The sequence below is a fragment of the Mesorhizobium qingshengii genome (assembly GCF_900103325.1).
In the GTDB taxonomy this organism is placed as follows: domain Bacteria; phylum Pseudomonadota; class Alphaproteobacteria; order Rhizobiales; family Rhizobiaceae; genus Mesorhizobium; species Mesorhizobium qingshengii.
The window spans coordinates 209,523-235,073 of sequence record NZ_FMXM01000007.1 but is presented as its reverse complement, the minus strand read 5'-3'; the positions used below and the strand labels follow the sequence as shown (position 1 = coordinate 235,073).

Annotated in this window: 33 protein-coding genes; 14 read left to right on the top strand and 19 right to left on the bottom strand. The window is 61.8% G+C overall.

From position 1 onward, the window contains the following. Nucleotides 1-5 precede the first annotated feature (5 nt). Both accC and aat read left to right on the top strand, forming a co-directional pair. Nucleotides 6-1,349, top strand: coding sequence for an acetyl-CoA carboxylase biotin carboxylase subunit (gene accC / locus BLS48_RS14005; protein ID WP_091578433.1), 1,344 nt, complete (start codon nucleotides 6-8; stop codon nucleotides 1,347-1,349). Nucleotides 1,350-1,361: 12 nt separating this feature from the next. Further along, the gene (aat, locus tag BLS48_RS14000) at nucleotides 1,362-1,979 is read left to right on the top strand and encodes a leucyl/phenylalanyl-tRNA--protein transferase (RefSeq protein WP_091578431.1); all 618 of its coding nucleotides are present in this window, start codon (nucleotides 1,362-1,364) and stop codon (nucleotides 1,977-1,979) included. Nucleotides 1,980-1,991: 12 nt separating this feature from the next. On the opposite strand, the gene BLS48_RS13995 is transcribed toward aat, so the two are convergent. The 3 genes from BLS48_RS13995 to BLS48_RS13985 all read right to left on the bottom strand — a co-directional run bounded on the left by BLS48_RS13995 (nucleotide 1,992) and on the right by BLS48_RS13985 (nucleotide 3,574). After that, nucleotides 1,992-2,378 (bottom strand): hypothetical protein, encoded by a 387-nt coding sequence (locus tag BLS48_RS13995; RefSeq protein ID WP_091578430.1) that lies wholly within the window; start codon nucleotides 2,376-2,378, stop codon nucleotides 1,992-1,994. 78 nt (nucleotides 2,379-2,456) lie between these two features. Further along, entirely contained in the window at nucleotides 2,457-3,035 is a 579-nt protein-coding gene (locus BLS48_RS13990) for a DUF2155 domain-containing protein (RefSeq protein ID WP_091578428.1), read from the bottom strand. Between the two features lie 140 nt (nucleotides 3,036-3,175). Continuing rightward, entirely contained in the window at nucleotides 3,176-3,574 is a 399-nt protein-coding gene (locus BLS48_RS13985; protein ID WP_091578427.1) for an NADH:ubiquinone oxidoreductase subunit NDUFA12, read from the bottom strand. A gap of 227 nt (nucleotides 3,575-3,801) precedes the next feature. Between BLS48_RS13985 and panB the strand changes: the two genes are divergently transcribed. Next, a complete protein-coding gene (gene panB / locus BLS48_RS13980) occupies nucleotides 3,802-4,644 on the top strand; it encodes a 3-methyl-2-oxobutanoate hydroxymethyltransferase (RefSeq protein WP_091578425.1) in 843 nt (280 codons plus the stop codon). After that, the gene (panC, locus tag BLS48_RS13975; RefSeq protein ID WP_091578424.1) at nucleotides 4,641-5,492 is read left to right on the top strand and encodes a pantoate--beta-alanine ligase; all 852 of its coding nucleotides are present in this window, start codon (nucleotides 4,641-4,643) and stop codon (nucleotides 5,490-5,492) included. The genes panB and panC overlap by 4 nt, the downstream gene beginning before the upstream one ends. 42 nt (nucleotides 5,493-5,534) lie before the next feature. Here the strand turns inward: panC and BLS48_RS13970 are convergent, their stop codons facing one another. Beyond that, nucleotides 5,535-5,879, bottom strand: coding sequence for a VanZ family protein (locus BLS48_RS13970; RefSeq protein WP_167365077.1), 345 nt, complete (start codon nucleotides 5,877-5,879; stop codon nucleotides 5,535-5,537). Between the two features lie 260 nt (nucleotides 5,880-6,139). On the opposite strand from BLS48_RS13970, the gene BLS48_RS13965 reads away from it, so the two are divergent. Then, nucleotides 6,140-7,309 carry a helix-turn-helix transcriptional regulator gene (locus BLS48_RS13965; RefSeq protein ID WP_091578422.1) on the top strand — a complete coding sequence of 390 codons (1,170 nt, stop codon included), beginning with the start codon at nucleotides 6,140-6,142 and terminating at the stop codon, nucleotides 7,307-7,309. Nucleotides 7,310-7,325: 16 nt separating this feature from the next. On the opposite strand, the gene BLS48_RS13960 is transcribed toward BLS48_RS13965, so the two are convergent. From BLS48_RS13960 to gatB, 3 genes are all read right to left on the bottom strand, one after another. Then, nucleotides 7,326-8,024 (bottom strand): AIM24 family protein, encoded by a 699-nt coding sequence (locus tag BLS48_RS13960; RefSeq protein WP_091578421.1) that lies wholly within the window; start codon nucleotides 8,022-8,024, stop codon nucleotides 7,326-7,328. A 125-nt stretch (nucleotides 8,025-8,149) separates the two neighbouring features. Beyond that, a complete protein-coding gene (locus BLS48_RS13955; RefSeq protein ID WP_091578419.1) occupies nucleotides 8,150-8,638 on the bottom strand; it encodes a GNAT family N-acetyltransferase in 489 nt (162 codons plus the stop codon). Nucleotides 8,639-8,642: 4 nt separating this feature from the next. Next, a complete protein-coding gene (gene gatB, locus BLS48_RS13950; RefSeq protein ID WP_091578418.1) occupies nucleotides 8,643-10,142 on the bottom strand; it encodes an Asp-tRNA(Asn)/Glu-tRNA(Gln) amidotransferase subunit GatB in 1,500 nt (499 codons plus the stop codon). 291 nt (nucleotides 10,143-10,433) lie between these two features. Here gatB and BLS48_RS13945 point away from each other — a divergent pair, with 291 nt between their 5' ends. Further along, nucleotides 10,434-10,691, top strand: coding sequence for a YjhX family toxin (locus tag BLS48_RS13945; protein ID WP_091578416.1), 258 nt, complete (start codon nucleotides 10,434-10,436; stop codon nucleotides 10,689-10,691). 47 nt (nucleotides 10,692-10,738) lie between these two features. Here the strand turns inward: BLS48_RS13945 and BLS48_RS13940 are convergent, their stop codons facing one another. Continuing rightward, complete coding sequence (locus tag BLS48_RS13940; RefSeq protein ID WP_091578414.1) at nucleotides 10,739-11,170, bottom strand: CBS domain-containing protein; 432 nt, start codon at nucleotides 11,168-11,170, stop codon at nucleotides 10,739-10,741. An 86-nt stretch (nucleotides 11,171-11,256) separates the two neighbouring features. After that, on the bottom strand, nucleotides 11,257-12,015 hold the full coding sequence (locus BLS48_RS13935) for a rhomboid family intramembrane serine protease (protein WP_091578412.1): 759 nt from the start codon (nucleotides 12,013-12,015) through the stop codon (nucleotides 11,257-11,259). 390 nt (nucleotides 12,016-12,405) lie between these two features. Between BLS48_RS13935 and BLS48_RS13930 the strand changes: the two genes are divergently transcribed. The 3 genes from BLS48_RS13930 to BLS48_RS13920 all read left to right on the top strand — a co-directional run bounded on the left by BLS48_RS13930 (nucleotide 12,406) and on the right by BLS48_RS13920 (nucleotide 14,669). After that, the gene (locus BLS48_RS13930) at nucleotides 12,406-13,038 is read left to right on the top strand and encodes a PAS domain-containing protein (RefSeq protein ID WP_091578410.1); all 633 of its coding nucleotides are present in this window, start codon (nucleotides 12,406-12,408) and stop codon (nucleotides 13,036-13,038) included. A gap of 118 nt (nucleotides 13,039-13,156) precedes the next feature. Further along, nucleotides 13,157-13,774 carry a PilZ domain-containing protein gene (locus BLS48_RS13925; RefSeq protein ID WP_091578409.1) on the top strand — a complete coding sequence of 206 codons (618 nt, stop codon included), beginning with the start codon at nucleotides 13,157-13,159 and terminating at the stop codon, nucleotides 13,772-13,774. 286 nt (nucleotides 13,775-14,060) lie between these two features. Continuing rightward, nucleotides 14,061-14,669: a transglutaminase-like cysteine peptidase gene (locus tag BLS48_RS13920; RefSeq protein WP_091578407.1), complete on the top strand. Its 609-nt coding sequence runs from the start codon at nucleotides 14,061-14,063 to the stop codon at nucleotides 14,667-14,669. 242 nt (nucleotides 14,670-14,911) lie between these two features. Here BLS48_RS13920 and BLS48_RS13915 read toward each other — a convergent pair whose 3' ends face one another. Continuing rightward, nucleotides 14,912-15,544, bottom strand: a complete 633-nt coding sequence (locus tag BLS48_RS13915; protein WP_244529593.1) for a DUF2726 domain-containing protein — start codon at nucleotides 15,542-15,544, stop codon at nucleotides 14,912-14,914. 291 nt (nucleotides 15,545-15,835) lie between these two features. Between BLS48_RS13915 and BLS48_RS13910 the strand changes: the two genes are divergently transcribed. Further along, entirely contained in the window at nucleotides 15,836-16,396 is a 561-nt protein-coding gene (locus tag BLS48_RS13910; RefSeq protein WP_091578404.1) for an ankyrin repeat domain-containing protein, read from the top strand. Between the two features lie 48 nt (nucleotides 16,397-16,444). On the opposite strand, the gene BLS48_RS13905 is transcribed toward BLS48_RS13910, so the two are convergent. Both BLS48_RS13905 and BLS48_RS13900 read right to left on the bottom strand, forming a co-directional pair. Beyond that, complete coding sequence (locus BLS48_RS13905) at nucleotides 16,445-16,972, bottom strand: gamma carbonic anhydrase family protein (RefSeq protein ID WP_091578402.1); 528 nt, start codon at nucleotides 16,970-16,972, stop codon at nucleotides 16,445-16,447. Nucleotides 16,973-16,991: 19 nt separating this feature from the next. Next, nucleotides 16,992-17,333 carry a DUF6949 family protein gene (locus BLS48_RS13900; protein ID WP_091578400.1) on the bottom strand — a complete coding sequence of 114 codons (342 nt, stop codon included), beginning with the start codon at nucleotides 17,331-17,333 and terminating at the stop codon, nucleotides 16,992-16,994. 123 nt (nucleotides 17,334-17,456) lie between these two features. On the opposite strand from BLS48_RS13900, the gene BLS48_RS13895 reads away from it, so the two are divergent. Continuing rightward, nucleotides 17,457-18,188 (top strand): hypothetical protein, encoded by a 732-nt coding sequence (locus tag BLS48_RS13895; RefSeq protein WP_091578398.1) that lies wholly within the window; start codon nucleotides 17,457-17,459, stop codon nucleotides 18,186-18,188. Between the two features lie 62 nt (nucleotides 18,189-18,250). Here BLS48_RS13895 and BLS48_RS13890 read toward each other — a convergent pair whose 3' ends face one another. Together BLS48_RS13890 and cysE are read right to left on the bottom strand one after the other, a co-directional pair. Continuing rightward, entirely contained in the window at nucleotides 18,251-18,454 is a 204-nt protein-coding gene (locus BLS48_RS13890) for a DUF3126 family protein (RefSeq protein WP_091578397.1), read from the bottom strand. Between the two features lie 154 nt (nucleotides 18,455-18,608). Beyond that, nucleotides 18,609-19,457: a serine O-acetyltransferase gene (gene cysE / locus BLS48_RS13885; RefSeq protein WP_091578395.1), complete on the bottom strand. Its 849-nt coding sequence runs from the start codon at nucleotides 19,455-19,457 to the stop codon at nucleotides 18,609-18,611. 126 nt (nucleotides 19,458-19,583) lie between these two features. On the opposite strand from cysE, the gene BLS48_RS13880 reads away from it, so the two are divergent. After that, nucleotides 19,584-20,186, top strand: a complete 603-nt coding sequence (locus tag BLS48_RS13880) for an HD domain-containing protein (RefSeq protein ID WP_091578393.1) — start codon at nucleotides 19,584-19,586, stop codon at nucleotides 20,184-20,186. 195 nt (nucleotides 20,187-20,381) lie between these two features. On the opposite strand, the gene BLS48_RS13875 is transcribed toward BLS48_RS13880, so the two are convergent. From BLS48_RS13875 to BLS48_RS13865, 3 genes are read right to left on the bottom strand one after another with little or no spacing between them, the layout of a single operon-like run. Further along, the gene (locus BLS48_RS13875; RefSeq protein WP_091578526.1) at nucleotides 20,382-21,149 is read right to left on the bottom strand and encodes an alpha/beta fold hydrolase; all 768 of its coding nucleotides are present in this window, start codon (nucleotides 21,147-21,149) and stop codon (nucleotides 20,382-20,384) included. Between the two features lie 20 nt (nucleotides 21,150-21,169). Then, nucleotides 21,170-21,733, bottom strand: a complete 564-nt coding sequence (locus BLS48_RS13870; RefSeq protein ID WP_091578391.1) for a DUF192 domain-containing protein — start codon at nucleotides 21,731-21,733, stop codon at nucleotides 21,170-21,172. Nucleotides 21,734-21,757: 24 nt separating this feature from the next. After that, the gene (locus BLS48_RS13865; RefSeq protein ID WP_091578390.1) at nucleotides 21,758-22,354 is read right to left on the bottom strand and encodes a cold-shock protein; all 597 of its coding nucleotides are present in this window, start codon (nucleotides 22,352-22,354) and stop codon (nucleotides 21,758-21,760) included. A 218-nt stretch (nucleotides 22,355-22,572) separates the two neighbouring features. Between BLS48_RS13865 and gloA the strand changes: the two genes are divergently transcribed. Then, a complete protein-coding gene (gene gloA / locus BLS48_RS13860) occupies nucleotides 22,573-23,013 on the top strand; it encodes a lactoylglutathione lyase (RefSeq protein WP_091578388.1) in 441 nt (146 codons plus the stop codon). A 146-nt stretch (nucleotides 23,014-23,159) separates the two neighbouring features. Continuing rightward, nucleotides 23,160-23,444, top strand: a complete 285-nt coding sequence (locus BLS48_RS13855) for a DUF2218 domain-containing protein (protein WP_091578387.1) — start codon at nucleotides 23,160-23,162, stop codon at nucleotides 23,442-23,444. A gap of 13 nt (nucleotides 23,445-23,457) precedes the next feature. On the opposite strand, the gene BLS48_RS13850 is transcribed toward BLS48_RS13855, so the two are convergent. Further along, a complete protein-coding gene (locus BLS48_RS13850; RefSeq protein WP_091578385.1) occupies nucleotides 23,458-24,009 on the bottom strand; it encodes a DUF1697 domain-containing protein in 552 nt (183 codons plus the stop codon). Then, a complete protein-coding gene (gene ilvA, locus BLS48_RS13845) occupies nucleotides 24,006-25,262 on the bottom strand; it encodes a threonine ammonia-lyase IlvA (RefSeq protein WP_091578383.1) in 1,257 nt (418 codons plus the stop codon). The genes BLS48_RS13850 and ilvA overlap by 4 nt, the downstream gene beginning before the upstream one ends. Nucleotides 25,263-25,551 lie beyond the last annotated feature (289 nt).

The window sequence follows — 25,551 nt, the reverse complement described above, 5'->3', positions numbered from 1 at the left end:
GCCGGATGTTTCAGAAGATTCTCATCGCCAATCGCGGCGAAATCGCGCTTCGGGTGCTGCGCGCCTGCAAGGAACTCGGTATCCAGACGGTGGTGGTGCATTCGACCGCCGATGCCGACGCCATGCATGTGCGGCTGGCCGACGAGAGCGTCTGCATCGGGCCGCCGCCATCGCGCGACAGCTATCTCAACATCCATCAAATCGTTGCCGCCTGCGAGATCACCGGCGCCGACGCGGTGCATCCGGGCTACGGCTTCCTGTCGGAGAACGCCAAGTTCGCCGACATCCTGGCCGCGCACAATATCACCTTCATCGGTCCGTCCGGCGATCACATCCGCATCATGGGCGACAAGATCGAAGCCAAGCGAACCGCAAAGCGCCTCGGCATTCCGGTGGTGCCGGGCTCCGACGGCGCCGTGACCGATCAAAAGGAAGCCAGGCGCATCGCCGCCGAGATCGGCTATCCCGTGATCATCAAGGCATCGGCTGGCGGTGGCGGGCGCGGTATGAAGGTCGCCCTTACCGAGGCTGACCTTGAGATCGCCTTGCAGACAGCGAGCACGGAAGCGGGTGCGGCCTTCGGCGACGATGCCGTCTACATCGAGAAATACCTGGAAAAGCCGCGCCATATCGAGGTGCAGGTGTTCGGCGACGGTTTCGGCCGCGGCGTCCATTTCGGCGAGCGCGACTGCTCGCTGCAACGCCGCCACCAGAAAGTCTGGGAAGAGGCGCCCTCGCCGGCACTCAATGCCGAGGAACGCGCCCGCATCGGTGACATCTGCGCCAAGGCCATTGCCGACCTTGGCTATTCCGGCGCCGGCACGATCGAGTTTCTCTACGAGAATGGCGAATTCTACTTCATTGAGATGAACACGCGCCTGCAGGTCGAGCATCCGGTGACGGAAGCGATCACCGGCATCGATCTGGTGCATGAACAGATCCGCGTCGCCTCCGGCGGCGGGCTCTCGGTGAAACAGGAAGACATCAAGTTCAACGGCCACGCCATCGAATGCCGCATCAATGCCGAGGACCCGCGCACCTTCACCCCCTCGCCCGGCACCATCACCCACTTCCACACGCCTGGCGGCCTCGGCATCCGCGTCGATTCAGGCGTCTATTCCGGCTACAAGATCCCGCCCTATTACGACAGCCTGATCGGCAAGCTGATCGTGCACGGGCGCAACCGCGTCGAGTGCATGATGCGGCTGCGGCGGGCCCTGGATGAGTTCGTCGTCGACGGCATCAAGACGACGCTGCCGCTGTTTCGCGATCTCGTCGGCAATGCGGACATCGCCAATGGCGAGTACGATATCCACTGGCTGGAAAAATACCTGGCCAAAGGCGAATAGCGCGGGAACGCGATGACCCGTCCCTACGCGCCCGGCTATCGCATCCCCACCGACCTGCTGCTCAAGGCCTATGCCTCGGGCGTCTTTCCGATGGCCGAGAGCGCCAGCGATCCAGAAGTGTTCTGGGTGCGGCCGGAAACGCGCGGCATCATCCCGCTCGAAGGTTTTCACACGCCCAAGAGCTTGAAGAAGACGATCCGCAAGCACCCGTTCGACATCCGTTTCGATTTCGATTTCGAAGCGACGATCGATGGCTGCGCCGAAAAGCGCGAGGAGCGCCGGTCGACCTGGATCAATGCGCCGATCCGCGAAGCCTATGTGCAACTGCACCGGCTGGGCCATTGTCATTCGGTTGAGGCCTGGCGCGAGGACAGGATGGTCGGCGGCCTCTATGGCGTGTCGCTCGGCCGAGTGTTCTTTGGCGAGAGCATGTTCGCCAGGGAGACAGACGCCTCCAAGACCTGCCTGTTTTATCTGGTCGAGCGGTTGAAGGAACGGGGCTTCGCGTTGCTGGATACGCAGTTCACCACCGAGCACCTGAAGCGCTTCGGCGCGGTCGACGTGCCGCGCGGCAAATACGAGAAGATGCTGGCCGAAGCGCTGAAGGGTGAGGCGATCTTTTTTCCCTGACGTTCAAGCCTCTCACTTCCCGGTCGCGGTCTCCAACGGTGTCTGCGAATGGAACATCATCTTCCAGCCGTTGACGCGATGGACATAGCCGGTGCTGACCAACGCCGCGTAGGGTTCGCCGTTCTCGCGTGTCGCATGGGCCTCGTAGGTCAGCATGATGATATCGCTGCCCGGCTCGATTATTCCCTTGAGCTCGATATCGAGGTCGCGCCAGCGGTTGGGCTTGGTCGCGGTCTTGGCGAGATCGGCATTGTCCATCGCCTTTGCCATCTGCGGAAAGGCAACCAGGCATTCGGTGTCGGCATTAGCCGCGTAGTAGGCCGCGTCGCCCGTCCAGAACCCCTTTTCGAGTTCGAGCAGCTCTTTCTTGCTGGCGGTGATCCGCTTGTGGTCTGACATGGGAAACCGTCCTCCAGGCGCATTGATGCGCTGCCGTTCGTGGCCCTAACGCATGATGGCGGCGACGGTTCCGGAGGATCAGTTGGCGTCGGTGGCATCCGGTTGTGCGGGATCGGGCTGCGCCACATCCGGAGTGGGTGCAGTCTCCGGCTTGGCTGCAGCAGGCTTGGTAGCGTCGGCTTTGGTTCCGTCAGCCTTGGCGGCGTCTGGCGCAGGGACATCCGACTTCTGCTTGCAGGCCTTCAGCCAGACGTCATAGACGGCATGTTCGACAGCGTTGAGGCCTGGGCTTTCGGCGAACATCCAGCCGGTGAAGATACGGCGAATCTTGCGGTCGAGCGTGATCTCGTCGACTTCGACGAAGGAATCGGTCTTAGGCTCCTCGGTCTGCGGCCGCGAATAACAGACGCGCGGGGTCACCTGTAAAGCGCCGAACTGCACCGTCTCGTCGATATAGACGTCAAAGGTGATGATGCGGCCGGTGATCTTGTCGATGCCGGCGAATTCGGCAACCGGATTGGTGATGCGATCCGATCCTGCGGGCGCCGCCGGCGCGGGCGCGGCAGGTGCGGGCGAAGCGGCAAAGGCCGCGGTGCTGACGGCAAGGCCGGCGGCTACCGTCAGGCCGCCCATCGATGTCAGGCTGAAAAAGCTCATATAGGGATACCGGTGGTTCGCGCCCGGGTGATTCTGTCGATCGCCAAGGCTAGTCGCCGTTTTCTGATCAGCAAGCAGCTAAACACCAATTGTGGCGATAAAGGACCGGCCTGCCCTTGCGCCGTTACAAGCCGCGGCCGTTACGACCCGGGCGTCCAGGCGTCGTAGTCGCCAGTGACCTGCGGGCGATGCTGATTGGTCAGCACCGAGCCCTTCGGCCGATAGGCCGCCGGGCTGCCGGTCAAATTGGGCTGATGCGGCTTCTGCCAGTCGCGTGGCTTGTAGTCCTCGCTCGGCGGCGCGACATCGACACGGTGATGGATCCAACCGTGCCAGCCGGGCGGAATGGCCGACGCTTCCGAATAGTTGCGATAGATGACCCAGCGGCGCGTGCGGCCTTCCGAATCGATGCCACCCTCGTAGTAGACGTTGCCCGTCTCGTCCTGGCCGACCTTCCTGCCATGCCGCCAGGTGTGCAGGCGCGTTCCCAGCGTCTGGCTGTTCCACCAGGTGAAAAACTGCGTAAGGAAAGTCTTCATCTCAGAACCCTCGCGCCGACGGCGCCCGTTTCCTGCTTATGGCGTCAGGCCTTCGGGAAGGCAAGGCTTTTGCCGCAGGGAGCGCACAAATGGCTTGCCGGAGACCCGACAAAAGCCCGTGATCTTGTCCTTCGCCGGATGCGCGCTTGCCAAGCCTTTGCGGTCTTTCTAAAGCTCTGCGCGCACATGCGGGTATCCAACCCGGCTGCGGCCGAAGGAGGTGACGATTGGCCCACGAATTGCCGACCACCGACATTCGCATCAGCGCCGATCTGATTCGCCGCCGCAAGGGCGGCACGCCGATCGTCTGCCTGACCGCTTATACCTATCCCTTTGCCCGTTTGCTTGACGAGCATGTCGATCTGCTTCTGGTCGGCGACAGCGTCGCCATGGTCCTGCATGGCCTCCAGACGACGCTGGGTGCCTCGCTCGAGATGATGATCGCGCATGGGCAAGCGGTGATGCGCGGTTCGGCCAAGGCCTGCGTCGTCGTCGACCTGCCGGCCGGCAGCTATGAGGATTCAGCAGCGCAAGCCGTTGCCTCGGCGCGGCGGGTGGTCGACGAAACCGGCTGCCAGGCGGTGAAAATCGAAGGCGGCGTCGACATGGCCCGGCAGATCGCGGCGATCGTGGCCGCCGGCATTGCGGTCATGGGGCATATCGGCCTGCTGCCGCAATCGGTCGAGAAGGATGGCGGCTACAAGATCAAGGGCCGCACCGAGGAGAACGTCGAGGCATTGGTTCGCGACGCGCTCGCTGTAGAGGAAGCCGGTGCGTTCTCGGTGGTTATCGAAGGCACGGTCGAGACGGTTGCGGCCGATATTACCCACCGCATCGCCATTCCAACCATCGGCATCGGCGCCAGCCGCGATTGCGACGGCCAGATCCTAGTCATCGACGACATGGTCGGGCTGACCGTCGACCGGGTGCCGAAATTCGTCAAGGAATATGCCGATCTGCGCAGCGTGATCTCGCATGCCGCGGCAAGCTATGCATCGGAGGTGCGAAGCCGGACATTCCCCGGCTCCGACCATGTCTTCTCGGCCAAAAACCGTAGGGATGACTTATGAGCCGGCCCTTAGTCGTCGATAGCGTTGCCGCACTCCGCGCGCAGGTCCATGGCTGGCGGCGCGACGGCCTTCGCATCGCCATGGTGCCGACCATGGGCGCCTTGCATGACGGGCACATCTCGCTGATCAGGATCGCGCTCGAAAAAGCCGAACGCTGCGTCGTGTCGATCTTCGTCAACCCGACGCAGTTCGCACCGTCCGAAGACCTCGACAAATACCCGCGCCAGCTCGCCCGCGACCTCGACCGGCTGGGACTGGCTCGGGCCGACCTTGCCTTCACTCCAACGGTCGGCGAGATGTACCCCGCCGGCTTTGCCACCAAAGTCTCGGTCGGCGGGCCCGCCGCCGGGCTCGAATCGGACTTTCGCCCGACCTTTTTCGATGGCGTCGCCACAGTGGTGGCAAAGCTCTTCCTGCAGGCAACGCCCGACTGCGCGGTCTTTGGCGAGAAGGACTACCAGCAGCTTTGCGTCGTCAGGCAGCTCTGCCGCGACCTGGACCTGCCCGTCGAAATCATCGGCGCACCGACGATCCGCGACGCGCACGGCCTCGCCATGTCGTCACGCAACGCCTATCTCGGCGAAGCCGAACTCAACATCGCCCGCCAATTGAACGTTATCCTGCGAAAGGCGGCCGCGGAGATGGCGGCCGGTGCCGACCAAAAAGACGCGACCGCCGAAGCCAGCCGTACGCTCATCGCGGCCGGCTTCACGGAAGTCGACTATGTCGAGGCGCGCGAAAGCCTGACGCTCGCGCCATGGCGTCGCGACCGTCAAGGGCGCCTGCTCGCGGCAACCTGGCTCGGCAAGACCAGGCTGATCGACAATGTGGAAGTCCCCTCCATCTAGGGCACGCAGCTTCGATCAGTCGCATTTCGCTTCCTGCCGCGCCTAACTCTGTCTTTTTCGTACGCCAGTCCTGACGAACAGTTGCCCCACGGCGATCCCGATAACGCCGGCCGATGCTTTCACGAGTGCGTCGGCAAGGTGCGCGTGGCGGCCGGGATCAACGATCTGAAGCAGTTCCAGCATGCCAGCGGTCACGACAACAAAGATCAAGGCTTGATAGAGACGGTTGGGGAAGCCCAGCGCCAGGGCGAATCCCAACAGCACATAAGCCAGGGCGCGCTCAACATTCGCCTCCGCAATGTGGGGCCGCATCTGGATCGGCGACAAGGTCGCGAAGATGATGATGGCGAGCAGCGCCAACGCTGTGATGCGGGACAGTTTGGTCATGCCCTTGCATATCTGTCGTGAGCCGGCACAGCAAATGCGAGGATGACGCATGTCCGGACATGGAACCATCGGCCGGCCATGTCCCGACGATGACGATGATGCGCCAAGCGAAGCGCGATGCAGAGACACCGCCGCTTGCCGCGATGAAACAATCCTTGGGTGTGGCGGCATCAGCAAGTTACATGACGACACTATTGTGCAACCTTACGCAGCGCAGCTGTGGAACCTGACACTTACTTGAAGGCGACACGCGAGGGTCCATGTCTGCGTTGGCGAACACAGTTGACCGTGCTCTGCCGCGGATCGTCGAAGCGATCTACGATTCAGTTGCCGACGTCGACCGCTGGCAGTCGACGCTCGATGCCATCCGCCGATTGGCACTCGGCCAGCTTGCCATGCTGGCGGTCATCGACACGGTCGGCAACTCTGCCCGGTTTTCGGTTTCCTGCGGCGATCCGTCGATGCTCGAGCCGCTGCAGCGCGATTATGGGTCTGAGGTACCCTTCTTCACGGCCGTACCGAAGATGGACATCGACATGCCGTTCACGGTCGATTCCTTCTATGCGCTGCAAGGTCCCGACGCTCGACAGAACTGGATCGAAAGCCGCATCGTGCGCGAATGGGTGGAACCCAACCGGCTGGATGACTTCTTCTGGGTCGCGCTGATGAAAAGGCCAACCCGCATCGGTACGCTGATGGTGGTGACGGACAAGGACAGGCGACAGATTTCGGCCGACGATCTCGAACTGGTCTCGTCGCTTGCGCCGCACGTGCGGCGCGCCGTGACCATCGGCGACCTTTTCGAGGCGGAACGGCGCAAGGCGGAGATTTTCCGCACCGTCCTCGAGACCCTCGACCACCCGGTGATGATCGTTTCCGCCGACATGCAGATCATCTTCGCCAATCCGGCGGCCGAAGCGCTGCTTGTCGAGAACTCAGCCGTCCGTTCGGTGCGCGGCCAATTGTCGTTCGCCTATCCGCAGGCCAATGCCTCGATCAGTTGCGCGGTTGCACTCGGCACACGCGACGAATTCGCGCTCGGGCCGTCCGGCATCGACATTCCGCTCGCCATGGTCAGTGTTCCGGCGGTGGCGCATGTCATGCCGCTGGCAAGGCGGGAGATTTCGGCGCGAATGTCGCAGCGCGCTGCCGCCGCGATCTTCATCGCCGCCGCCGGCACCGCCCCGATCCCGGCGCTGGAGGCGATCGGCGCGCTGTTCGGCCTGACCGCGGCGGAAAAGCGCGTTGCCGGCCATGTCGCCGCCGGCAAGACGCGCAAGGAGATTGCCGCCGCCAGCGGCGTCTCGGATGGTACGATCAAGTCGCAGCTGGCGACGATCTACGACAAGACCGGAACCGGCGATCAACGCGAACTCGAACTGCTGATCCGCGAATTGTCGCCGCCCTTGCGTTCACGCAACGGGGCGTGACCTGACGCATCGGCGCCTATTCCTCGGTCGACATATGCAGATACATCGACTGGATGCCGACACGACCCGGCCCGGTGAACCGGTTGACGATGAAATTCATGTTGGCGCCGAAGAAGCCGCTCGACAGGCGGTCGATCTTCGTTTCCATCTTGACCGAGCTATCCTTGAACAGCCACCCGCCCGGCTCGATGTCGATGGTCTCGCCGGCGGCGAGCGTCTTTTCAAAGACGTTGCCGTAGCCATGCAGCCAGACGATGCCGTCGCCGGCATCGCCGCGAAAACGGTCGATGAAAAAGCCGCTTTGGCCGAACAGCATCGTCGCCAGGCCGCGCACGCGCTCGAAGGTGTAATCGACGTTGCCGGTGGCGGCGAGAAACTGGTGCTCGCGCACCTGGATCTCCTCGCCGCGCCTGAGGTGGATCGGTACGATATGGCCCGGCCCATCGCGGCTGAAGGCAATGACGCCTGCTCCTGACGCCTCGGTGACGAATATCTGCATGCCGGCCATCATGCGCTTCAGTGCGCCCTTCAGCGATTTCAGGCCGATGGTGATGGTGGAGTTCTTCCAAAGCAGGACGTGGTGCTCGAAATAGACTGGCATCCGCGTCACATCGACTGAAAGCACCGGCACAAGCTCGCCCGCGATATGATAGGTGACGCCACCAAAGTTTTCGTCCGACACCTGTGTCGGCATCAGTTCCGGTAAGCTCGGCATGAATTCCCCCCTCGCGCCGGCGCGTCATTGGTACGGGCGCAGGCCGAGGCAGCGTTGATGCGGCCGTGGGGGCCGGTCAAATCAAAAACGCGAGACAATTGCTGGCCGTGCATGCCGGCGGCGATCTATCCGAGCGGCTTCTCGAAACTCAGTGTTGCCGGCCTTGCGACGTCACGGGCTTCTGCAGCATTGCCGGAAGGTAAAAACCCGGCCGATCGGTAGAAAGCGATGGCGCCGCCGTTGGCTTCCTCGACCTCGACGCGCAGCGTTCGAGCTTCCGGGAAACTGGCCTCGATCTCGTCCAGCAGCGCTTGCCCGATCCCTCGCCGCTGGCAGTCCGGATGCACGTAGAGCTGGTTCAACATGATGACCTTCGCATCGGCGGTGGCGGCCGCGAAAGCCATGCCGCCGATCCGCTTGCCGTCATCGGCCACCAGGAATTCCGAGTTCGGCCGCGTCAGCCGCGACCGAAGCGAGACGATCGAGTGCCAGTCGTCGGTGATCTCGGTGACCTTGGCGGCGCCGTAGACAGCGTCATAGGTCGCATGCCAGGTTTCGACCAGCAGCGCCCGCACGGCAACAAGATCGCGCTCCCCGGCGGTGCGGACGAACACCGCCTTACTCGATACCGAGCTTGGCCTTGACCAGGTCGTTGACCGCCTGCGGGTTGGCCTTGCCGCCGGTCGCCTTCATCACCTGGCCAACGAACCAGCCCGCCATGCTCGGCTTGGCGCGCGCCTGCTCGACCTTGTCCGGGTTGGCGGCGATCACCTCGTCGACAGCCTTCTCTATGGCGCCGGTGTCGGTGACCTGCTTCATGCCGCGGCTCTCGACCAGCTGGCGCGGATCGCCGCCTTCGTTCCAGACGATCTCGAACAGATCCTTGGCGATCTTGCCGGAGATGGTGCCATCCTTGATCAGATCGACGACCGCGCCGAGCTGATCTGGCGAAACCGGAGCATTTTCAATATTCTTGCCGGCCTTGTTCAATTGCCCGAGCAGATCGTTGATGACCCAGTTGGCGGCGAGCTTGCCGTCGCGGCCGGCGGCCACCTTTTCGAAATAGTCGGCGATCGGCTTTTCCGACACCAGGATCGACGCATCATAGGTCGACAGGCCGAGCGACGAGATCAGTCGCGCCTTCTTGTCGTCGGGCAGTTCCGGCAATTCCTTCGCCAATGCGTCGACATAGGCCTGGTCGAATTCCAGCGGCAAGAGGTCGGGATCGGGGAAATAGCGGTAGTCGTGCGCCTCTTCCTTGGAGCGCATCGAGCGCGTCTCGCCCTTGACGGCGTCGAACAGCCGCGTCTCCTGGTCGATCTTGCCGCCATCCTCGAGGATGGCGATCTGCCGGCGGGCCTCATAGTCGATAGCCTGGCCGATGAAGCGGATCGAGTTGACGTTCTTGATCTCGCAGCGCGTGCCGAATTCGCCGCCGGGCTTGCGCACCGAAACGTTGACGTCGGCGCGCATCGAGCCTTCGTCCATGTTGCCGTCGCAGGTGCCGAGGTAGCGCACGATGGTGCGCAGCTTGGTGACGTAGGCCTTGGCCTCATCGGCCGAGCGCATGTCGGGTTTCGAGACGATCTCCATCAGCGCCACGCCGGAGCGGTTGAGGTCGACATAGGACATGGTGGGATGCTGGTCGTGCATCGACTTGCCGGCATCTTGTTCCAGATGCAGCCGCTCGATGCCGACCTCGATGTCCTCGAACTCGCCCTGGCGGTCGGGACCGACCGAGACGATCACGGTGCCCTCGCCGACGATCGGCTGCTTGAACTGCGAGATCTGGTAGCCCTGAGGCAGGTCGGGATAGAAGTAATTCTTCCGGTCGAAGACGGACTTGTGGTTGATCTGCGCCTTCAGTCCGAGGCCGGTGCGGATCGCCTGCTTGACGCATTCCTCGTTGATGACCGGCAGCATACCCGGCATTGCCGCGTCGACCAGGCTGACATTGGCGTTGGGCGCGGCGCCGAAGGCGGTCGAGGCGCCGGAAAACAGCTTTGCTTCCGAGGTCACCTGCGCATGGACCTCGAGGCCGATGATGATCTCCCAGTCGCCGGTTGCGCCAGGGATCAGGCGTTTCGCGTCGGGGGTACGGGTGTCGATGATGCTCATGGCGGCCTGCTGCGTATCGATTGGTGCCTTTGTTTGCAAAACGCAAACGGGGCAAGGTTGTCGACTTTCGCTAGTGCAAACCGCTTCGCGAGACAAGCGCAAAGCCGCGGACTGGCCTTTTCAGCCGCTTTCGCCTAAGGACGCTCATCCCCCAATGGAGAGTGGATGTCCACTTACGCTCAGTCCCGGTAAGGCCCTGACCTCCTAGCGAGGCAGGGCAGAAAACCTGAAACCCCGTGCCGCGAAGCTTTCGCGGCGGCGGTATTTTTTTGTTTTCCCGGAAACTCTCCCATGGATATTTCGCGCATTGAACAGCGCATCCTGCACCTGCTCGCGCAGGGCGGACGCATTGAAATCGAAAAGAACGACAAGAAGCGGATCGCCTCCGTCAAATGCCTGACCCGCGATGGCTGGCACTATCCGGGCGTCGATCTCGACCTGTTTCGAAAGCTGAAACGCAAGAAGGCGGTTTCATCGTCGGGTGGCGGCCCTTATCGCATAACCCGGCGCGGGCTCGAACTCGTCCGCTCCGAACTCGACAACAGATAGCATATGGTTCCGCCGGTCGGTTCTCCGGCCGGCGGTGCTTTCGCTGCTCAAGCGGTGGCGATGTAGGCCCTGATCTCGTCAGCCTCCCGCTCGACGTCCTCTATGCGGCGCTTGACCACGTCGCCGATGGAGATGATGCCATCGAGCATGCCGTCCTTCTCCACCGGCAGATGGCGGAAACGGTGCCTGGTCATGATTTCCATGACCTCGTTGACCGTATGGTTCTCGTTGCAGATCTTCACTTTCGGCGTCATCGCCGAACGCACGGCGATATCGAGCGCCGCCGCGCCTTCCTTGGCGACGACCCGCACGATGTCGCGTTCCGACAGAATGCCGACGATCTTGCGATCGCCATTGGTGATGACCAGCGCGCCGATCTTGTGTTCGGCCAGGATGCGGATCGCTTCGCTCAGTTTTTCGTTCGGCCCGAGCGTCAACACGTCATGGCCTTTTCTTTCGAGAATTGCCTTAACCGTCATGGCGTCCTCCTCTGCTTTGCCTGCCGGTTCCTGCCCTGACCGGCTTCACGTAAGAGTGAACATCGTGCGCCGTGATCGGTTGCATTTCAAGTGCGCGGGTCTGTGGTCTCCCACTCAGGCGCCTGCCATCGCCTGTCGAACCAGCGCAGGCCGAAGAAGCCCGCGACAAAGCCGCCAATATGGGCCTCCCAGGCGATCTGCCCGTCTGTTCCCGGGGCAACGCCGAGAAGGCCGGTTGCGAGATTGATGATCATCCACATGGCGAGGAAGATCACCACGCCGCGCGAGCGCAGTACAATTGCGATCGGCAACACAGGGCCAGCGAAGGCAGCCTTGCCGGCCGAGCGGTCGGTGCGGAAACCAAAACGCGCGGCAGCGCCCATCATGCCAGAAATAGCGCCCGATGCACCAACCAGAGGCGCCTCTCCGTACGGATGCATGGCCCAGAAAAGCACAACCGAAGCCAAGCCGGTCAGGGCGAAAAACAGCGCGAACCAGAGCGCGCCGAGACGGTTGGCCAACGGCGAGCCAAAGGCCGCGAGCCACACCATGTTGATGGCGATATGAGCAAAACCGCCATGCATGAAGGCGTAGGTGAAGGGGCGAGAGAACAGGAACCAGTCGAAGCCATATTGCCCGGTGTAGAGGGCGGGGATGAATGCTCCATCGTACAGCAGGGTCAGCTGTTGCGTTTCGGTCAGCACATACTGTTGCAACAGATAGACCACGACGCAGATTCCGATTACCGCCAGCACGACCGGCGGCAGGTTGAACACCGGCTCGCGACGCGGTTCGGGCTCGCGAAGCGTCTGTTCCATTTCCGGTGGGCTTACGGGCTCGTTCATGCGTGCTAGCACTCGGTCCAGGGTTTGAATCAGGTGAGCATCTAGACCACCGCCCGCCGACTCACAAACGGCGAATCGCCTCGGCGCGAATCAAAAAAAACCGTTCAAGGTTTCCCTTGAACGGTTGGTCGAGCCCCCTGCTCCCCTAAAACTCTTGACTGAAGTGCTGCCGATCGTCGCGAAACGACCGCTTCTGGAGTGGTTTTTATGTGCCACGGGCCTCGCCTCGGCGCAACGTAAACCATTTGTTAACCTTAACGGTCCCGACCCGTGAACAAGTGTTAACGACGCTGGCACGCTTCCTGCTCCGCAACGCATGTAAGTCATCGGAGGGCGCCCTTCTGTTCACCGATGGGACATCAGACGACAGATTGCGCGGAGCAGCATAGCATGAACCAGAACGGATCGATCACGCTGTTCCAATATTGGAATCGCCTGCGTGACGGACGCCCCGCCCCGAAGCGTTCGGAGGTCGAGCCGGCCGACATCAAGTCGCTTTTGGCCGATACGTTCATCCTGGAAAGGGACACCCGCGGGCAAGCGGTATTCCGGTTGGCTGGTACAAGGCTTTGCGCCTACTACGGCCGCGAGCTCAAGGGCTTTTCCTTTCCATCGCTGTGGCGCGAGAAGGACCAGCGGCTCGTCTCGCGGCTGATCCATGGCGTCTTCGACCAGAAATCCGTTGTTCTCATTGCCTTTGAGGGTTTCAGCCGTAGTGGCCGCTCCAACAGGTTCGAACTGCTTGCCTTGCCGCTTGACGGCGGTGTCGAAAGTCCGCGCTGCCTCGGCGTGATCAGCGCCGTGGAAAAGCCCTTCTGGCTGGGCGCTGACCCGATCACCGACGCATTGATCGATTCCATCCGCGTCGTCGATCCGGAGAAGGAGCTGCTGAACAACCGCCCGGCGATCAATGTTCCCTCGCTCGTTCCCGACGAACTCGAGGCACCCGAGACGATTTCGGCGCTCGGCCGGGTTCGTCGAATCCGCCATCTCGTCGTCTTCGATGGCGGGCGCGAGGAATAGTCCTCGATCTGGCGTCGTAGGGTGCCCGCTTTTCCCCTTTGTTAACCCGTTTTGTTGTACTTCAGCGATGAAGTTCCTCGCATCGACGCGTGGGATGCCAAACGGGGTGTAGGCAGTTATGAGGTCAGCGGCGGTCGACTACGCGCCGTCCCAAGCTGAAAGGCGTAACTTTCAGCGCGTCCGGGTCAAGATATACGGGCGCTTCATGCTGGAAGACCGCACCGAGCACCCCTGCCAGGTGGTCGACATGTCACCCGGCAACGTAGCGCTTCGCACCGACCGCGTCGGCATGCCCGGCGAAAAGGTCATCGCCTACATCGACCATATCGGCCGCATTGAAGGTGTCGTTACACGCACCCTGCAGGACGGTTTCGCGATGACCGTCATCGCGTCGGACCGCAAGAAGGACAAGCTTGCGGCGCAGTTGACCTGGCTCGCCAACAAGCACGAACTCGACCTGCCCGAAGACCGTCGGCACGAGCGCGTCGCGCCACGCAATCCAACCAGCGTGCTGCAACTCACTGATGGCCGCCAGTATCAGTGCCGTATCATCGACCTGTCGCTTTCGGGCGCGGCGATCGAGATCGACGTCAAGCCGGCGATCGGCGTTCAGGTCATGCTTGGCACCATGCGCGGGCAGATCGTTCGCCATTTCGAGGATGGTGTCGCCATCGAATTCGCCGTCATTCAGCGCCCGGAAACGCTCGATTCCGAATTCAATACGCCGCGCGCCTGACAAGACCCGACAGAAGCGCATGAGGAAACCGGCCCCTTGCTGCCGGTTTTTTTCGTTCACGACATCGGCGATCGAGATGCGCCGGCCGGGGTCGAGACCGCTCCGGCAAGGTCCGACATCGAGGTTCGGAAGGGTTAACGAACCAGGAATTCCGAACGATTCAATACTCAAATGAATCAAATTTTATGTTTATTCTACGGGCGTTTTACTTAAAATCTACTTCGCGCTTTTGCGTCAAATAAATCCACTTGTGGCAATGTCTCCCTCGAACGGGGAGACTACAACAATGGAAAGAACGAGGGGCAGGCTGTTGCTGGTGGCAATGGCGATGCAGCTTTCCGTCTGGGGATCGGCATATGCGGCGGGACCCGCATTCATGCACACCGGCGGCCGCACCACACAACCTGTTGGCCACTATGAATTCTGCCAGCGCATACCTGGCGAATGCAGTGAAAGGACCCCCAGCGGGGCTCCGGTCGAACTGACCCGCAAACTATGGGCGGCGATCGTCAACATCAACAATACCGTCAACACACGAATCAAGCCGCGCACCGACATGGAAAACTACGGTGTCGAGGAATACTGGGCCTATCCCGACAATGGCTATGGCGATTGCGAGGACTACGCGCTGGAAAAGCGTCGCGAACTGATGGATGCGGGCGTGCCCGCCGGCAATCTGCTGATGACGGTTGCGCGCCAGCCAAATGGCGACGGCCACGCGGTGCTGACCGTGCGCACCAGCCTTGGCGAGTTCATCCTCGACAATCTGGAAACCAAGGTGCTGTCCTGGACGGACACCGATTACACCTACCTCAAGCGCCAGTCAGATCAGAATTCAGGCGTTTGGGTGACGATCAATGACGGCCGCTCCGACGCGGTCGCCAGCGTCCGCTAAGGACGCCAATGCATGTCACCCAGGCGCGAAGCGGTTTTGGGATAACGACATGCACAAAGCAGAGCTCAAGTGCGCCGCATGAATGCAACGCGCTTAAGGAGAAACCCGGTCGAGTCCCCACCCTCCCCGTCCCCAACGACCGGGTCAAAGGAGCCGGCCCCGTCCCCGGGCCGGCTCCGCCATTTCTGGCGGCAGCTCGAAGACCAGCCAACTTCCGAGGCATCGACGTGGAATAGGGCTAGCTATTGCGCTGCTGCGGGCTTGTCCACGAGTTTCTCTACCAGTCGTCTGAGTTCGGAAGGGGTCGTGTGACCACCGACAATCTCGTGATAGCTGATGCCCGCTATTCGCAATGCTTCCTTTTTGACCGCATCACGCGCCGCTGCCGTACCCTGATGATGCGCATGACCTTGGTATTCCAATGCATGTCGAGGCAAACAATTCTCGTCCACGAGGAGTAGGTCAACGCGTTTCGAGTTGATACAGCTGTAAGCGTCCGCGTCCTTGCTGCGCAGAATCTCCCCCAAAGACACTTGCGCCATAACCTGCCATGCTGGATTACAGCCGATAACCATACGGTCGAGTTCCTTGAAGACGCGCGCTTCACTCTTGTTGAGAAGTGCCTGGGTGGTGAACTTGGCCCTCATAACGATCCGCAATTGATCGGCGGCATCGACCTGTTTCGGCGCAGCTATATCGGGCTTCAGTGGCTGCCATTCATTCCTAGTGGTGGCCTCCACACGCTTGCGCTCCCAGCGCCAGCGGTTTCTTTTTCTCCATGCCTGCCTTCGCATTCTCGATACTGAACGCTCCAAGGCCATGCCAGCAAGGACGCCGGCAAGGAGAACAGCGATTATTAGAACAGGTTTCGCAATTTAACTCGACGAACTCGGGTGGCATGGAAGTAAGCTACCTCCGCGACCTAGATCATTCATTGACGACCGTCATCCAATTGCAACAATAACGGTCAGACGGTGAGCGATGTCAAATTGCAGCACCGATATTTGCTAAGCAACGCGCCCCAAAATAACGATGGACGCTTCGCATCCAGAAGGTCACAGGTCCCATCGAGCCGCCTGGCGCATCCGAATATCCCCGATCCGCCTTTCCACGCGCGGGAGATCGAGGCACTATAGGACGCTAATTTCGCCTTCTGGATCACTACCATGTTGGAAATCCTGGAAGATCGATGCGAGCGTCATCGCCTGTTCAAGGCTATCGACGACGCCTTCAAGGCGGGCGATTTCGAGGGCCTCGGCGTGGCCCTGGGTGGTTCGCCCCGCTGGTTCGACGAGCGCATGCCGTTCGAGCTCGGCCTCGGCCATCCGCTGGAATATGCGGTCTATTGGAGCCCCGTCGGCTTCATCTCGACCTTGCTGGATATGGGCTCGGATCCCAATTATCAGGATCACGGCGGGTTTCCGTCAATCATTGCGGCGCTGTCCACCGACCGCCCCGAGCGGCTGGAAATCGTCCGGGCGTTGATCGACGGTGGCGCCGATCCCAACATGCGGGGCGTCAACGACTGGACGCCGCTTCACTATTCGGTGGCCATCCGCAGCGTCGATGCGATCCGCCTGCTCCTGGCGGCAGGCGCCGACCCGATGCTCGAAACCCGCATCGATGACTACAGGACAGCCGTCGAGGAGGCCGACATTGCCGGCTTTGAAGCCGGCGCGTCATTGCTGCGCGATGCGATCGCCAAGCATAGCTCCAACGGCCGCTGATTGGGTCGCGATTGAAACGGTCGGCGAGAGGCACTGGCCAAACCGGCCTCAGACCTTCTTCAGTCCCGCCTTGAAGCGCTTGCCGTTGGCGACGTAGTGCGCCGCCGAGCCGCGCAATCTTTCCACGGCAGCGTCGTCCAGCACCCTGATCACCTTGGCCGGCGAGCCGACGATCAGCGAATTGTCCGGAAACTCCTTGCCTTCGGTGACCAGCGCACCGGCGCCGACCAGTGAGTTGTTGCCGATCTTCGCACCGTTCAGCACGATGGCACCCATGCCGATCAGGCTGTTGTCGCCGATCGTGCAGCCATGCAGCAAGGCGCGGTGGCCGATCGTGCAGCCCTGCCCGATCGTCAGCGGGAAGCCGGGATCGGTGTGCATGACCGTGTGTTCCTGCACATTGGTGTCGGCGCCGATGACGATGGGCTCATTGTCGCCGCGGATGACGACACCGAACCAGAAGCCAGCGTTGCGGCCGACGCGCACATCGCCGATCAGCGTCGCATCGGGCGCGATCCAGTTTGTGTCCGCATCCGCGAAGCTGGGCACTGTTCCATCGATCGCATAAAGCGGCATTGTCGGTCTCCGAATCGTCTCAGACTGGAAAGTCGGAGCCTAGGAGACGGACCGTCCATGAAGCAATGGCGAGCACCACGACGCCCAGCGCCAAGGCCCAGGCAATCGCCGTGCAGCCGCAGGACATCAGCGCCACTGTCGAAATGCGGCGCTCGCGGCGGGCATCGAGGGCGTCGTTGACCAGCATGAAAGGCCCGGCACAGGCAGTCGCGGCAAGCGAGCGCAGTACGTGCGACGGCGACACGTAGGGCTCGGTGAAGGCGACCCTGCGCCCATAAACCAGTTCCATCGCCGATCCGACCAGCCCGCAGGTCGTGAGCCCGACGACAAAAGCGAACAGAGTGAGTTCCAGCTGGTCCATCTTTACTTTCCATTTACCATGAAATCGCACAGTCGTGCGTAGCGCGCTGCAAAAGCCATGCCGCGCGATGTGTGCCGCACGAGGACACCCAGCGGGCACAGCAGAGGTAGCCGAGGAACTGAGATGAAGCAGGCAGCGATCGCCGACGGCCCCGAACTCACCGTGGTCGATTCAACGCTGATGAAGCGGGTGTTCTACGTGTTCGCGGCGTTGGCCTTGCTGTCGATAGTGATCAGCCTTGGCGGCAAATGGTTCGGCCGTTCGATTGCGATGGCCGGATACACCGACGATGCAACGATCCACGAGGTGGTGATCGGCAATAATGTCATCGCGGTGCCGGCCAATGTCATCCGTTTCGAGCAGGCCCGTCGCGACGGCATCGCCTCACGTCTCGACCTCTATCTGCGCTACCCCCAGATGGACGGCTACAGCGAGGCCGCGCGCGACGATTTCAACCACACGGGGACGAGCAGGAACATCATCTTCCTGTCCTTCGAGCAACAGATGATGTCGCGTGACATGAGCGGCCGTTTCGCGCCGATCTACAGCGCGTTGATCACGCAGCCCGGCATTGCGGGACCTGGCGGCACGACGGTGTATGGCTTCAATGAAAAATCAGGCTATCTGAACGAGGTGCTGGTCGTCGGCAAGCGTCCCGGCAAGGACCCCTTCGTGGCCCGCTGCCTGAGCGGGCCGAGTGCCGACGAATCGCTGGCGCCCTGCGAGCGCGATATCCAGGTTGGCGACGAGCTCAGCCTCACCTATCGCTTCCCCAGGGAGTTTCTGGGCGATTGGCAGGCGCTTGACGTGTCGATCGCCACCGAAGCCGGGCGCATGCTGAAAACGAGACATTGAGAGATTTGGGTGGCAAGGCCGGCTGCCGTCCGTGCGGCCCGGCCAGCCTTGGCTCTGCAGGCTCAAGCCAGATCGATGTCGAGGATCGCCATCGAGAAATTGTAGTCGCCGTCGTCCTCGTCCTTGAAGACGATGCCGAGGAACTCGTCACCGACATAGACCTCGGCCGAATCTTCCTTACGCGGCCGTGCCTTGACCTCGATCTTGGGGTTCTGGAAGACGCGCTTGAAATAGGCGTCCAGCTTTCTGATTTCGTCCGGCTTCAACAGTCTTCTCCGATCATCGGGCTTGCTCGTTCGAACGCGCTTCTGGCACGTCGACAATGGCGATGTAAAGGCAAGCGGCCTGATAAGACGAGAACAACGCCCACTCATACCGGCGGCGGCCGGAATCCGGCCGCCGCCGGCGGGCACGTGAAAATCAGATGTCGAAGCTGACGACCTGATCCATCGTTTGCGAAGGCAGAAGCTGGTCCATCTGACGCGATGGCTGATCGCAGCCGGTTTCGCCGACGACCCGGGCCGGCACGCCGGCAACCGTCTTGTTGTGCGGCACTGGCGACAGCACCACCGAGCCGGCCGCGATCTTCGAGCAATGGCCGATTTCGATATTGCCGAGGATCTTGGCGCCGGCGCCGATCAGCACGCCGTAGCGGATCTTGGGGTGACGGTCGCCACCGGCCTTGCCGGTGCCGCCCAGCGTCACGCCGTGCAGGATCGATACGTCGTCCTCAATCACCGCCGTCTCGCCGACCACAAGCCCGGTGGCATGATCGATGAAGATGCCCTTGCCGATGCGGGCGGCCGGATTGATATCGGTCTGGAAGACCGAGGATGAACGGCTCTGCAGGTAGAGCGCGAAATCCTTGCGACCCTGGTTCCACAGCCAATGCGCCAACCGATGGGTCTGGATGGCGTGGAAGCCCTTGAAATAGAGCACCGGCATGATGAAGCGGTCGCAGGCAGGGTCGCGGTCATAATAGGCCTGGATGTCGACGCGCACGGTCGTCGGCCAGTCCTTATCGTCGGCCAGCATGGACTTGAAGGTCTGGCGGATGAGGTCCGAGCCGATGTCCTGGTGGGCGAGCCGCTCGGCAAGCCGATGTATGACCGCCTCCTCCAGGCTGTCCTGGTTGAGGATCGTCGAATAGAGGAAGGCGGCGAGCAGCGGGTCGCGATTGACCGCTTCCATCGCTTCGTCGCGGATCGAGCGCCAGATCGGATCGACCGGCTGCAACGCGCTGTGTCGGGAAATGCTGATGCTGTTCATCGACGTCTCGTCCTGCCGGCTTGCCTAGTATCCGGCCGCACATATAAGCCAGATCGTAGCATGATTGAACTCAATTTTCCTTAGTGCTTTGTCAAATGGATTTGGTTCGCGGGATTTCAAGCAGCCATGGAAAACGAACCCTTGATCGACAACGCGCTGAAAAGCGCGCTTTCAGCGCTCTATGCGGCCGAGGGCCGCCACTACCACAACCTGGCCCATATCGAGGCGATGCTGGCGCTGGCCGGCGAGTATCGAGGGCTGCTCGGCGATTTCGAGGCCGTCGAAGCGGCGATCTGGTTCCACGACGCCGTATATGACAGTAAGGCCAAGGACAACGAGGCGCAAAGTGCCGACCTTGCCGAAAAAAAATTGGTGGGCCGCGCAGATCCTTCACGCCTCGGTCGCATCACGGCGATGATCGTCGCTACGGCCACGCACCAGCTGCCACGTTTCGAGGACGCGACGGCGACGCGGGACGCCAGTCTTTTCCTCGACATGGACCTATCGATGCTGGGCGCCGCGCCGGACGCCTTCGACGCTTATGAGCGCTCGATCCGCCGCGAATACGACTGGGTGGAAGAGCCGATGTGGCGCGTCGGACGCAGCGCGGTGCTGAAGAACTTCCTTGCCCGACCGCAGATCTTCCACAGCGAGGAATTTCGCCGGCGTTTCGAGCCGCAGGCCAGACTGAACATGGCGCGGTCGCTGGAGGCCCTCGCTGCAAGCTAAGGGCAATCAGGTAGAAGCGACGCCATCTCGGCCAGGAGAGCCGGCCCCGCCGTCATCGACAGCGCATTGAGAAGATCCCCAAAGGCCAAGCGCACGACCGAACGTTTGCCTAGTTTACTCCGCGCCACCGCGCCCGGCATGACGGCGGTGCGCCTTCCCATTGTGCCACTGTTGCCCCGCTCCCCAGCCGTCCGCTCAAAGCGGATTTTCGGCGTAGAACTCCAGCACCCGCTGCTTGAAGGTCTTGTCCCCGACGGCCAGCATATGGTCGCGACCCTCGATGTGAAAGGCCCTGGCATTCGGCATCAACGCCGCCAGCTCATCGGGCGAGCCACCAATGTCGTCCGTTGTGCCGACAGCGATCAGCGTCGGCTGTGCGATGCGGGCAACATCTTCCTCGCTCAGCAGCTCCCGCGAGGCGACGATGCAGGCCGCCAGCGCCCGGCGGTCACTGCGGGTCTGGTCGGCAAAGGCGCGAAACGATCGGCCGCGCGGATGGTCGGTGGTGGCGGGATCATCGGCGAGCAGGGCTGCGGCGATCGGATCCCAATCACCGACACCGTCGATCATACCGATGCCGAGGCCGCCAAAGACGAGCGTCGCCACCTTGTGCGGATCGGACAGCGCCAGGAACGCCGCTATGCGCGCTCCCATCGAATAGCCGATGACATGGGCGCGCTCGATACCGAGATGATCCAGCAAGGCGGCGGCATCTGAGGCCATCTTGGCTGGCGTGTAGTCGGCCTCGTCATAACTCTTGGACGACGAACCGTGGCCGCGATTGTCGAAGGCGATGGCGCGGTAACCAGCATCGTTCAGCGTCTTGAACCAGCCGGGCGACACCCAGTTGACATAGTGGGTCGAGGCGAAGCCATGGATCATGAGCACAGGATCGCCCTCGCCCGAGGCCGGCTGGCGGTCGAGGAAGGCAAGATCGAAGCCGTCATGGGAAAAAAACTGCATCGAAAGGCGATCCTTCACGCTCAGTCGGGATCGACGCTCGGCGAATCGCCCTTGTCCGCCGGCGGCATGCCGGGAGATGACGCGGTGCCGATTGCCGGATGACGCAACAGATCGCCATCGGCGATCCCATCCCTGGCAGCTGTGCCGGCCTTGAGCTCGAGCACGAAGCGGACCGGCTCACCGGGCGAGATGATCGCCTCGGATTGCGGCTCGCCTGGTTTGATCGCGCGGATCCTGCCGTCCTGGCCGACGAATATCAGGTCGAGCGGCATCGGCGTATTCTTCATCCAGAAATTGACGTCGCGTGTCTCCTCGAAGACGAACAGCATGCCATGATCGCCGGCCATGTCTTCACGAAACATCAGGCCGGCTTCGCGCTCGGCCTCGGTATCGGCGACTTCGATCGAGAAAGAGCGTTCGCCGCTTTTTGTCACCGCGACCAATGGCGTCGGATCGACAGGCAGGATCATCGCCTGGCCATCGGCCGCGCTGGAGTTCTCGGAATAGAAGAAGGCGCCAGCGGCGACGATGACGGCAATCACGGCGCACATCACGCCCGCCGTCAGCCAGTTCCTGTGGGTCATACGAAGTCCTCGGCCGGAACCGCCCTAGTGCGAAACCGGCAAGGTGCCCATATCGGGGTGAATTTCGGCGGCCATAAGGCCTTTGTCGCCGCGCCCGAAACGAACAAGCACGACCTGCCCCGGCCGAAGCTCGGTGATGCCGTAACGGCGCAAGGTCTCCATATGGACGAAGATATCCTCGGTGCCCTCGCCGCGCGTCAGGAAACCAAACCCCTTGGTGCGGTTGAACCACTTGACCAAGGCGCGCTCGAGTCCGCTCTCCGGCGTCACCGCAACATGGGTGCGCTGCTCCTGCATCTCGGCCGGATGGACCGCGGTGGTGACATCCATGGAGAGCACTCGAAAGGCCTGCAATCCGCGGTCGCCTTGCTTGACGAGGCAGACCACACGCGCGCCTTCCAGGGCAGTCTGGAAACCGTCGCGTCGAAGACATGTCACATGGAGGAGGATATCGCCCGAAACGCCGTCATCCGGGAGTATGAAACCGTAGCCCTTGGCCACATCGAACCACTTGATGGCGCCGGCAATTTCGGTCAGGTCGGCCGCATCGCCGCCTTCGTCGCGCCTCAAGGCGTCGCCAAGGGTTCCGGCCCGCCCCGTCAAAGAGGCCTTTTCCCCCATAAGAATGCCCCCTTTTTTCAAGAACACCGCAACTGATTCTTGACACCAGATTAACACTGGGGCTTCCGGTGTGTGCAAGACCTGCCGTGCCTTTTTTCACGGTTCATTGCGGCAATACCGGATTTGTTCTTTGCCGGCATTGCCCGCCGCAGGCGGATTGCCCTTTGACCGGGCCGACCCTATCTTGCGCCGCATCCCAACAGATCGAGGAAAAATACATGCGCTATCTGCACACCATGGTCCGCGTCGCCGATGTCGATGCCTCGCTCGATTTCTATTGCAACAAGCTCGGCCTAAAGGAAGTGCGCCGCCACGAGAGCGAGCAGGGCCGCTACACGCTGATCTTTCTGGCGGCCCCCGAAGACGAGCAGAGCGGCATCGCCGACAAGGCTCCACTCGTCGAACTGACCTACAATTGGGACCCGGAGGACTACAAGGGCGGTCGCAATTTCGGCCACCTCGCCTACGAGGTCGACGATATCTACGCCACATGCCAGCGGCTGATGGATAATGGCGTCACCATCAATCGCCCGCCGCGCGACGGCAACATGGCATTCATCAAGTCGCCGGACGGCATCTCGATCGAACTTTTGCAGAAGGGCCCGGCGAAGGCCAAGGCCGAACCCTGGGCTTCGATGGCGAATACTGGAAGCTGGTAGGCATCGACCCGACGCCGGGCGAAAATTGCCCGATAGGCTTTGGCGTTCGGCAAGACGACGCCTATCTGTCAGGCCATCGCGCCGGCGTCGCAGCGCCGGCCCATGGTTATGCAAATAGGCGCCTGCCCCACCTGGAGAATTCACTTATGCCGACCAGCCGTGTCGATGTCGCCACCGAACATGCCAGCCGCTACCTGCAGCAGCTCTGCAAGCACTGGGCACACAAATTCCCCGTCGAGTTCGATCCCACCCATGGCACCATCGATCTCACGCTTGGCCGCACCGTCATGGATGCCGATGCAGCCGCACTGCACATCACGGTGTCGACGGACGGAGCCGACTCGATTGAGCGCCTGGAGAGTGTCGTCGCCGATCACATCAAGCGCTTTGCTTTCCGCGAGGAACTGACCTTCGAATGGAAGCAGGCCTAGGCAGCACAGCGGTCTACGTCCCGCCGGCCATCTCCAGCAGCGCCAGCACCGAGCGCCAGTTGCGCGCGGTGGCGGGCACCTTCAGGGTGCGCGGGATCAGGCCGGCAAACACCGATTTGCCAAGCCCATCCGGCGCGTGCAGGTAGAGCACGTCGCCCTTGATCTCGAAGCTTTCAGGACCGGTGCACTTTTCAGCCAGCCGCGCCGCCTCGTCGGCGGTCGGCTCGCGCTCCAGCACATAGGCGTGCAGCTTCGTGTGGTCCGCGGCCACTTCCGGATAGGGATTTTCGCTCACCAGCCGCTCGAACCAGCCCAGATCGCGCACCATGATGCGCGAATGGAATCCCCATTTCTTCTCAAAGGCTGTTTCGATCTGTTTCGTCAGCGCGGCCACGTCGCCCTTCTTCGCCCGGAACACGGCATTGCCGCTCTGCACATAGGTGGCAACATCGGCAAAGCCGAGATCCTCGAAGAACGACCGCAACTCCGCCATCTTGACGATGCGGTTACCGCCAACGTTGATGCCGGAAAACAGCGCGATGAAGACTTTTCCCGCACCGCTCATATGATGAACCCGGCCAACGTCTCATTGTCGGTGATGTCCTGATACTGGACGCCCTCGGCCTCGAAATTCGCCTTGAGCAGGTCGAAATTGCGGCGATCCTTGGTTTCGATGCCGATCAGCACCGAACCGAAGTTGCGCGCCGATTTCTTCAGATATTCGAACCGGGCGATGTCGTCGTCGGGCCCCAGCATTTCAAGGAAGTCGCGCAGCGCGCCCGGCCGCTGCGGAAAGCGGATGATGAAGTATTTCTTCAGCCCCTCGAAGCGCAGTGCCCGCTCCTTCACGTCCGGCAGCCGCTCGAAGTCGAAATTGCCGCCCGAAACCACGGCCACGATGGTCTTGCCGCGGATCTCCTTCTTCGAAAAATCCTTCAGCGCATCGATCGCCAGGGCGCCGGCCGGCTCCAGCACGACGCCTTCGACGTTGAGCATCTCGATCATGGTGGCGCAGAGCCGGTTCTCCGGGATCAGCCGCACGGTGTCGGCAGGAAAATCCTTGAGGTGCCGCAACGGTTCGCGGCCGATCTCGGCGACCGCCGCGCCATCGACGAAATTGTCGACCTTTGCGAGCTTCAACCGCTTTCCGGCGGACAGGCTCTCGCGCAGGCTCGGCGCGCCGGCCGGCTCGCAGAAGACAAAGCGAGTTTCCCGGCCTTGATCGGCGAAATAATGCGTGACGCCGGCGGCAAGTCCGCCGCCGCCGACCGGCAGCATGATGATGTCGGGCATGCGCGCGCCCGGCATCTGGTCTGCTATCTCATAGGCGACCGTCGCCTGGCCCTCGATGATGTCCTTGTGGTCGAAGGGCGGCACCATGTGGGCGCCTGAGCTTTCGGTGAATTCGAAGGCGGCCCGATAGCAATCGTCGAAGAAATCGCCGACGAGCCTGATCTCGACGAAATCGCCACCGAACAGCCGTGTCTTGTCGATCTTCTGCTGCGGCGTCGTTACCGGCATGAACACCACGCCCTTCTTGCCGAAATGGCGGCAGACAAATGCGAAGCCCTGCGCATGGTTGCCGGCGGAAGCGCAGACGAACAGTTCGGCCTGGTTGCCCGCCGCAAGCGCCTTGCGGAAGAAATTGAAGGCGCCGCGGATCTTGTAGGAGCGCACCGGCGACAGGTCCTCGCGCTTCAACAGCACCCGCGCTCCGGTCTTTTTCGACAGATAGTCGTTTTCCTGCAGCGGCGTTTCCGGGAAGATCTGGCGGATCGCGGAGGCAGCAACAGCGACGCGGGAAGAGAAACTGTTCATTGGGAAATCACTTTGCACCGCATGTCTCGTGCCGACCTCTATCATCGATCAGGCCACGCACCCTCTGTTTGTTGCGCGCCCTGGCCTCGTGCAGCCAATCCTGCCTATTGCATATCCGGCCCCTCGGCGCCATTGCCCGGCCATTCGGGGTCTCTGAAACAGGTATTCACAGAATCCTTGCAAGCACTTGGAGGTGTTTGTTCATGCCTGTTGCATCGGTCGCCCTCAAACCATGTCGCTGCCGGAATTCGGCGAGCCGACGGTGATGCCGCTGGTGGGGCGCCCCCCC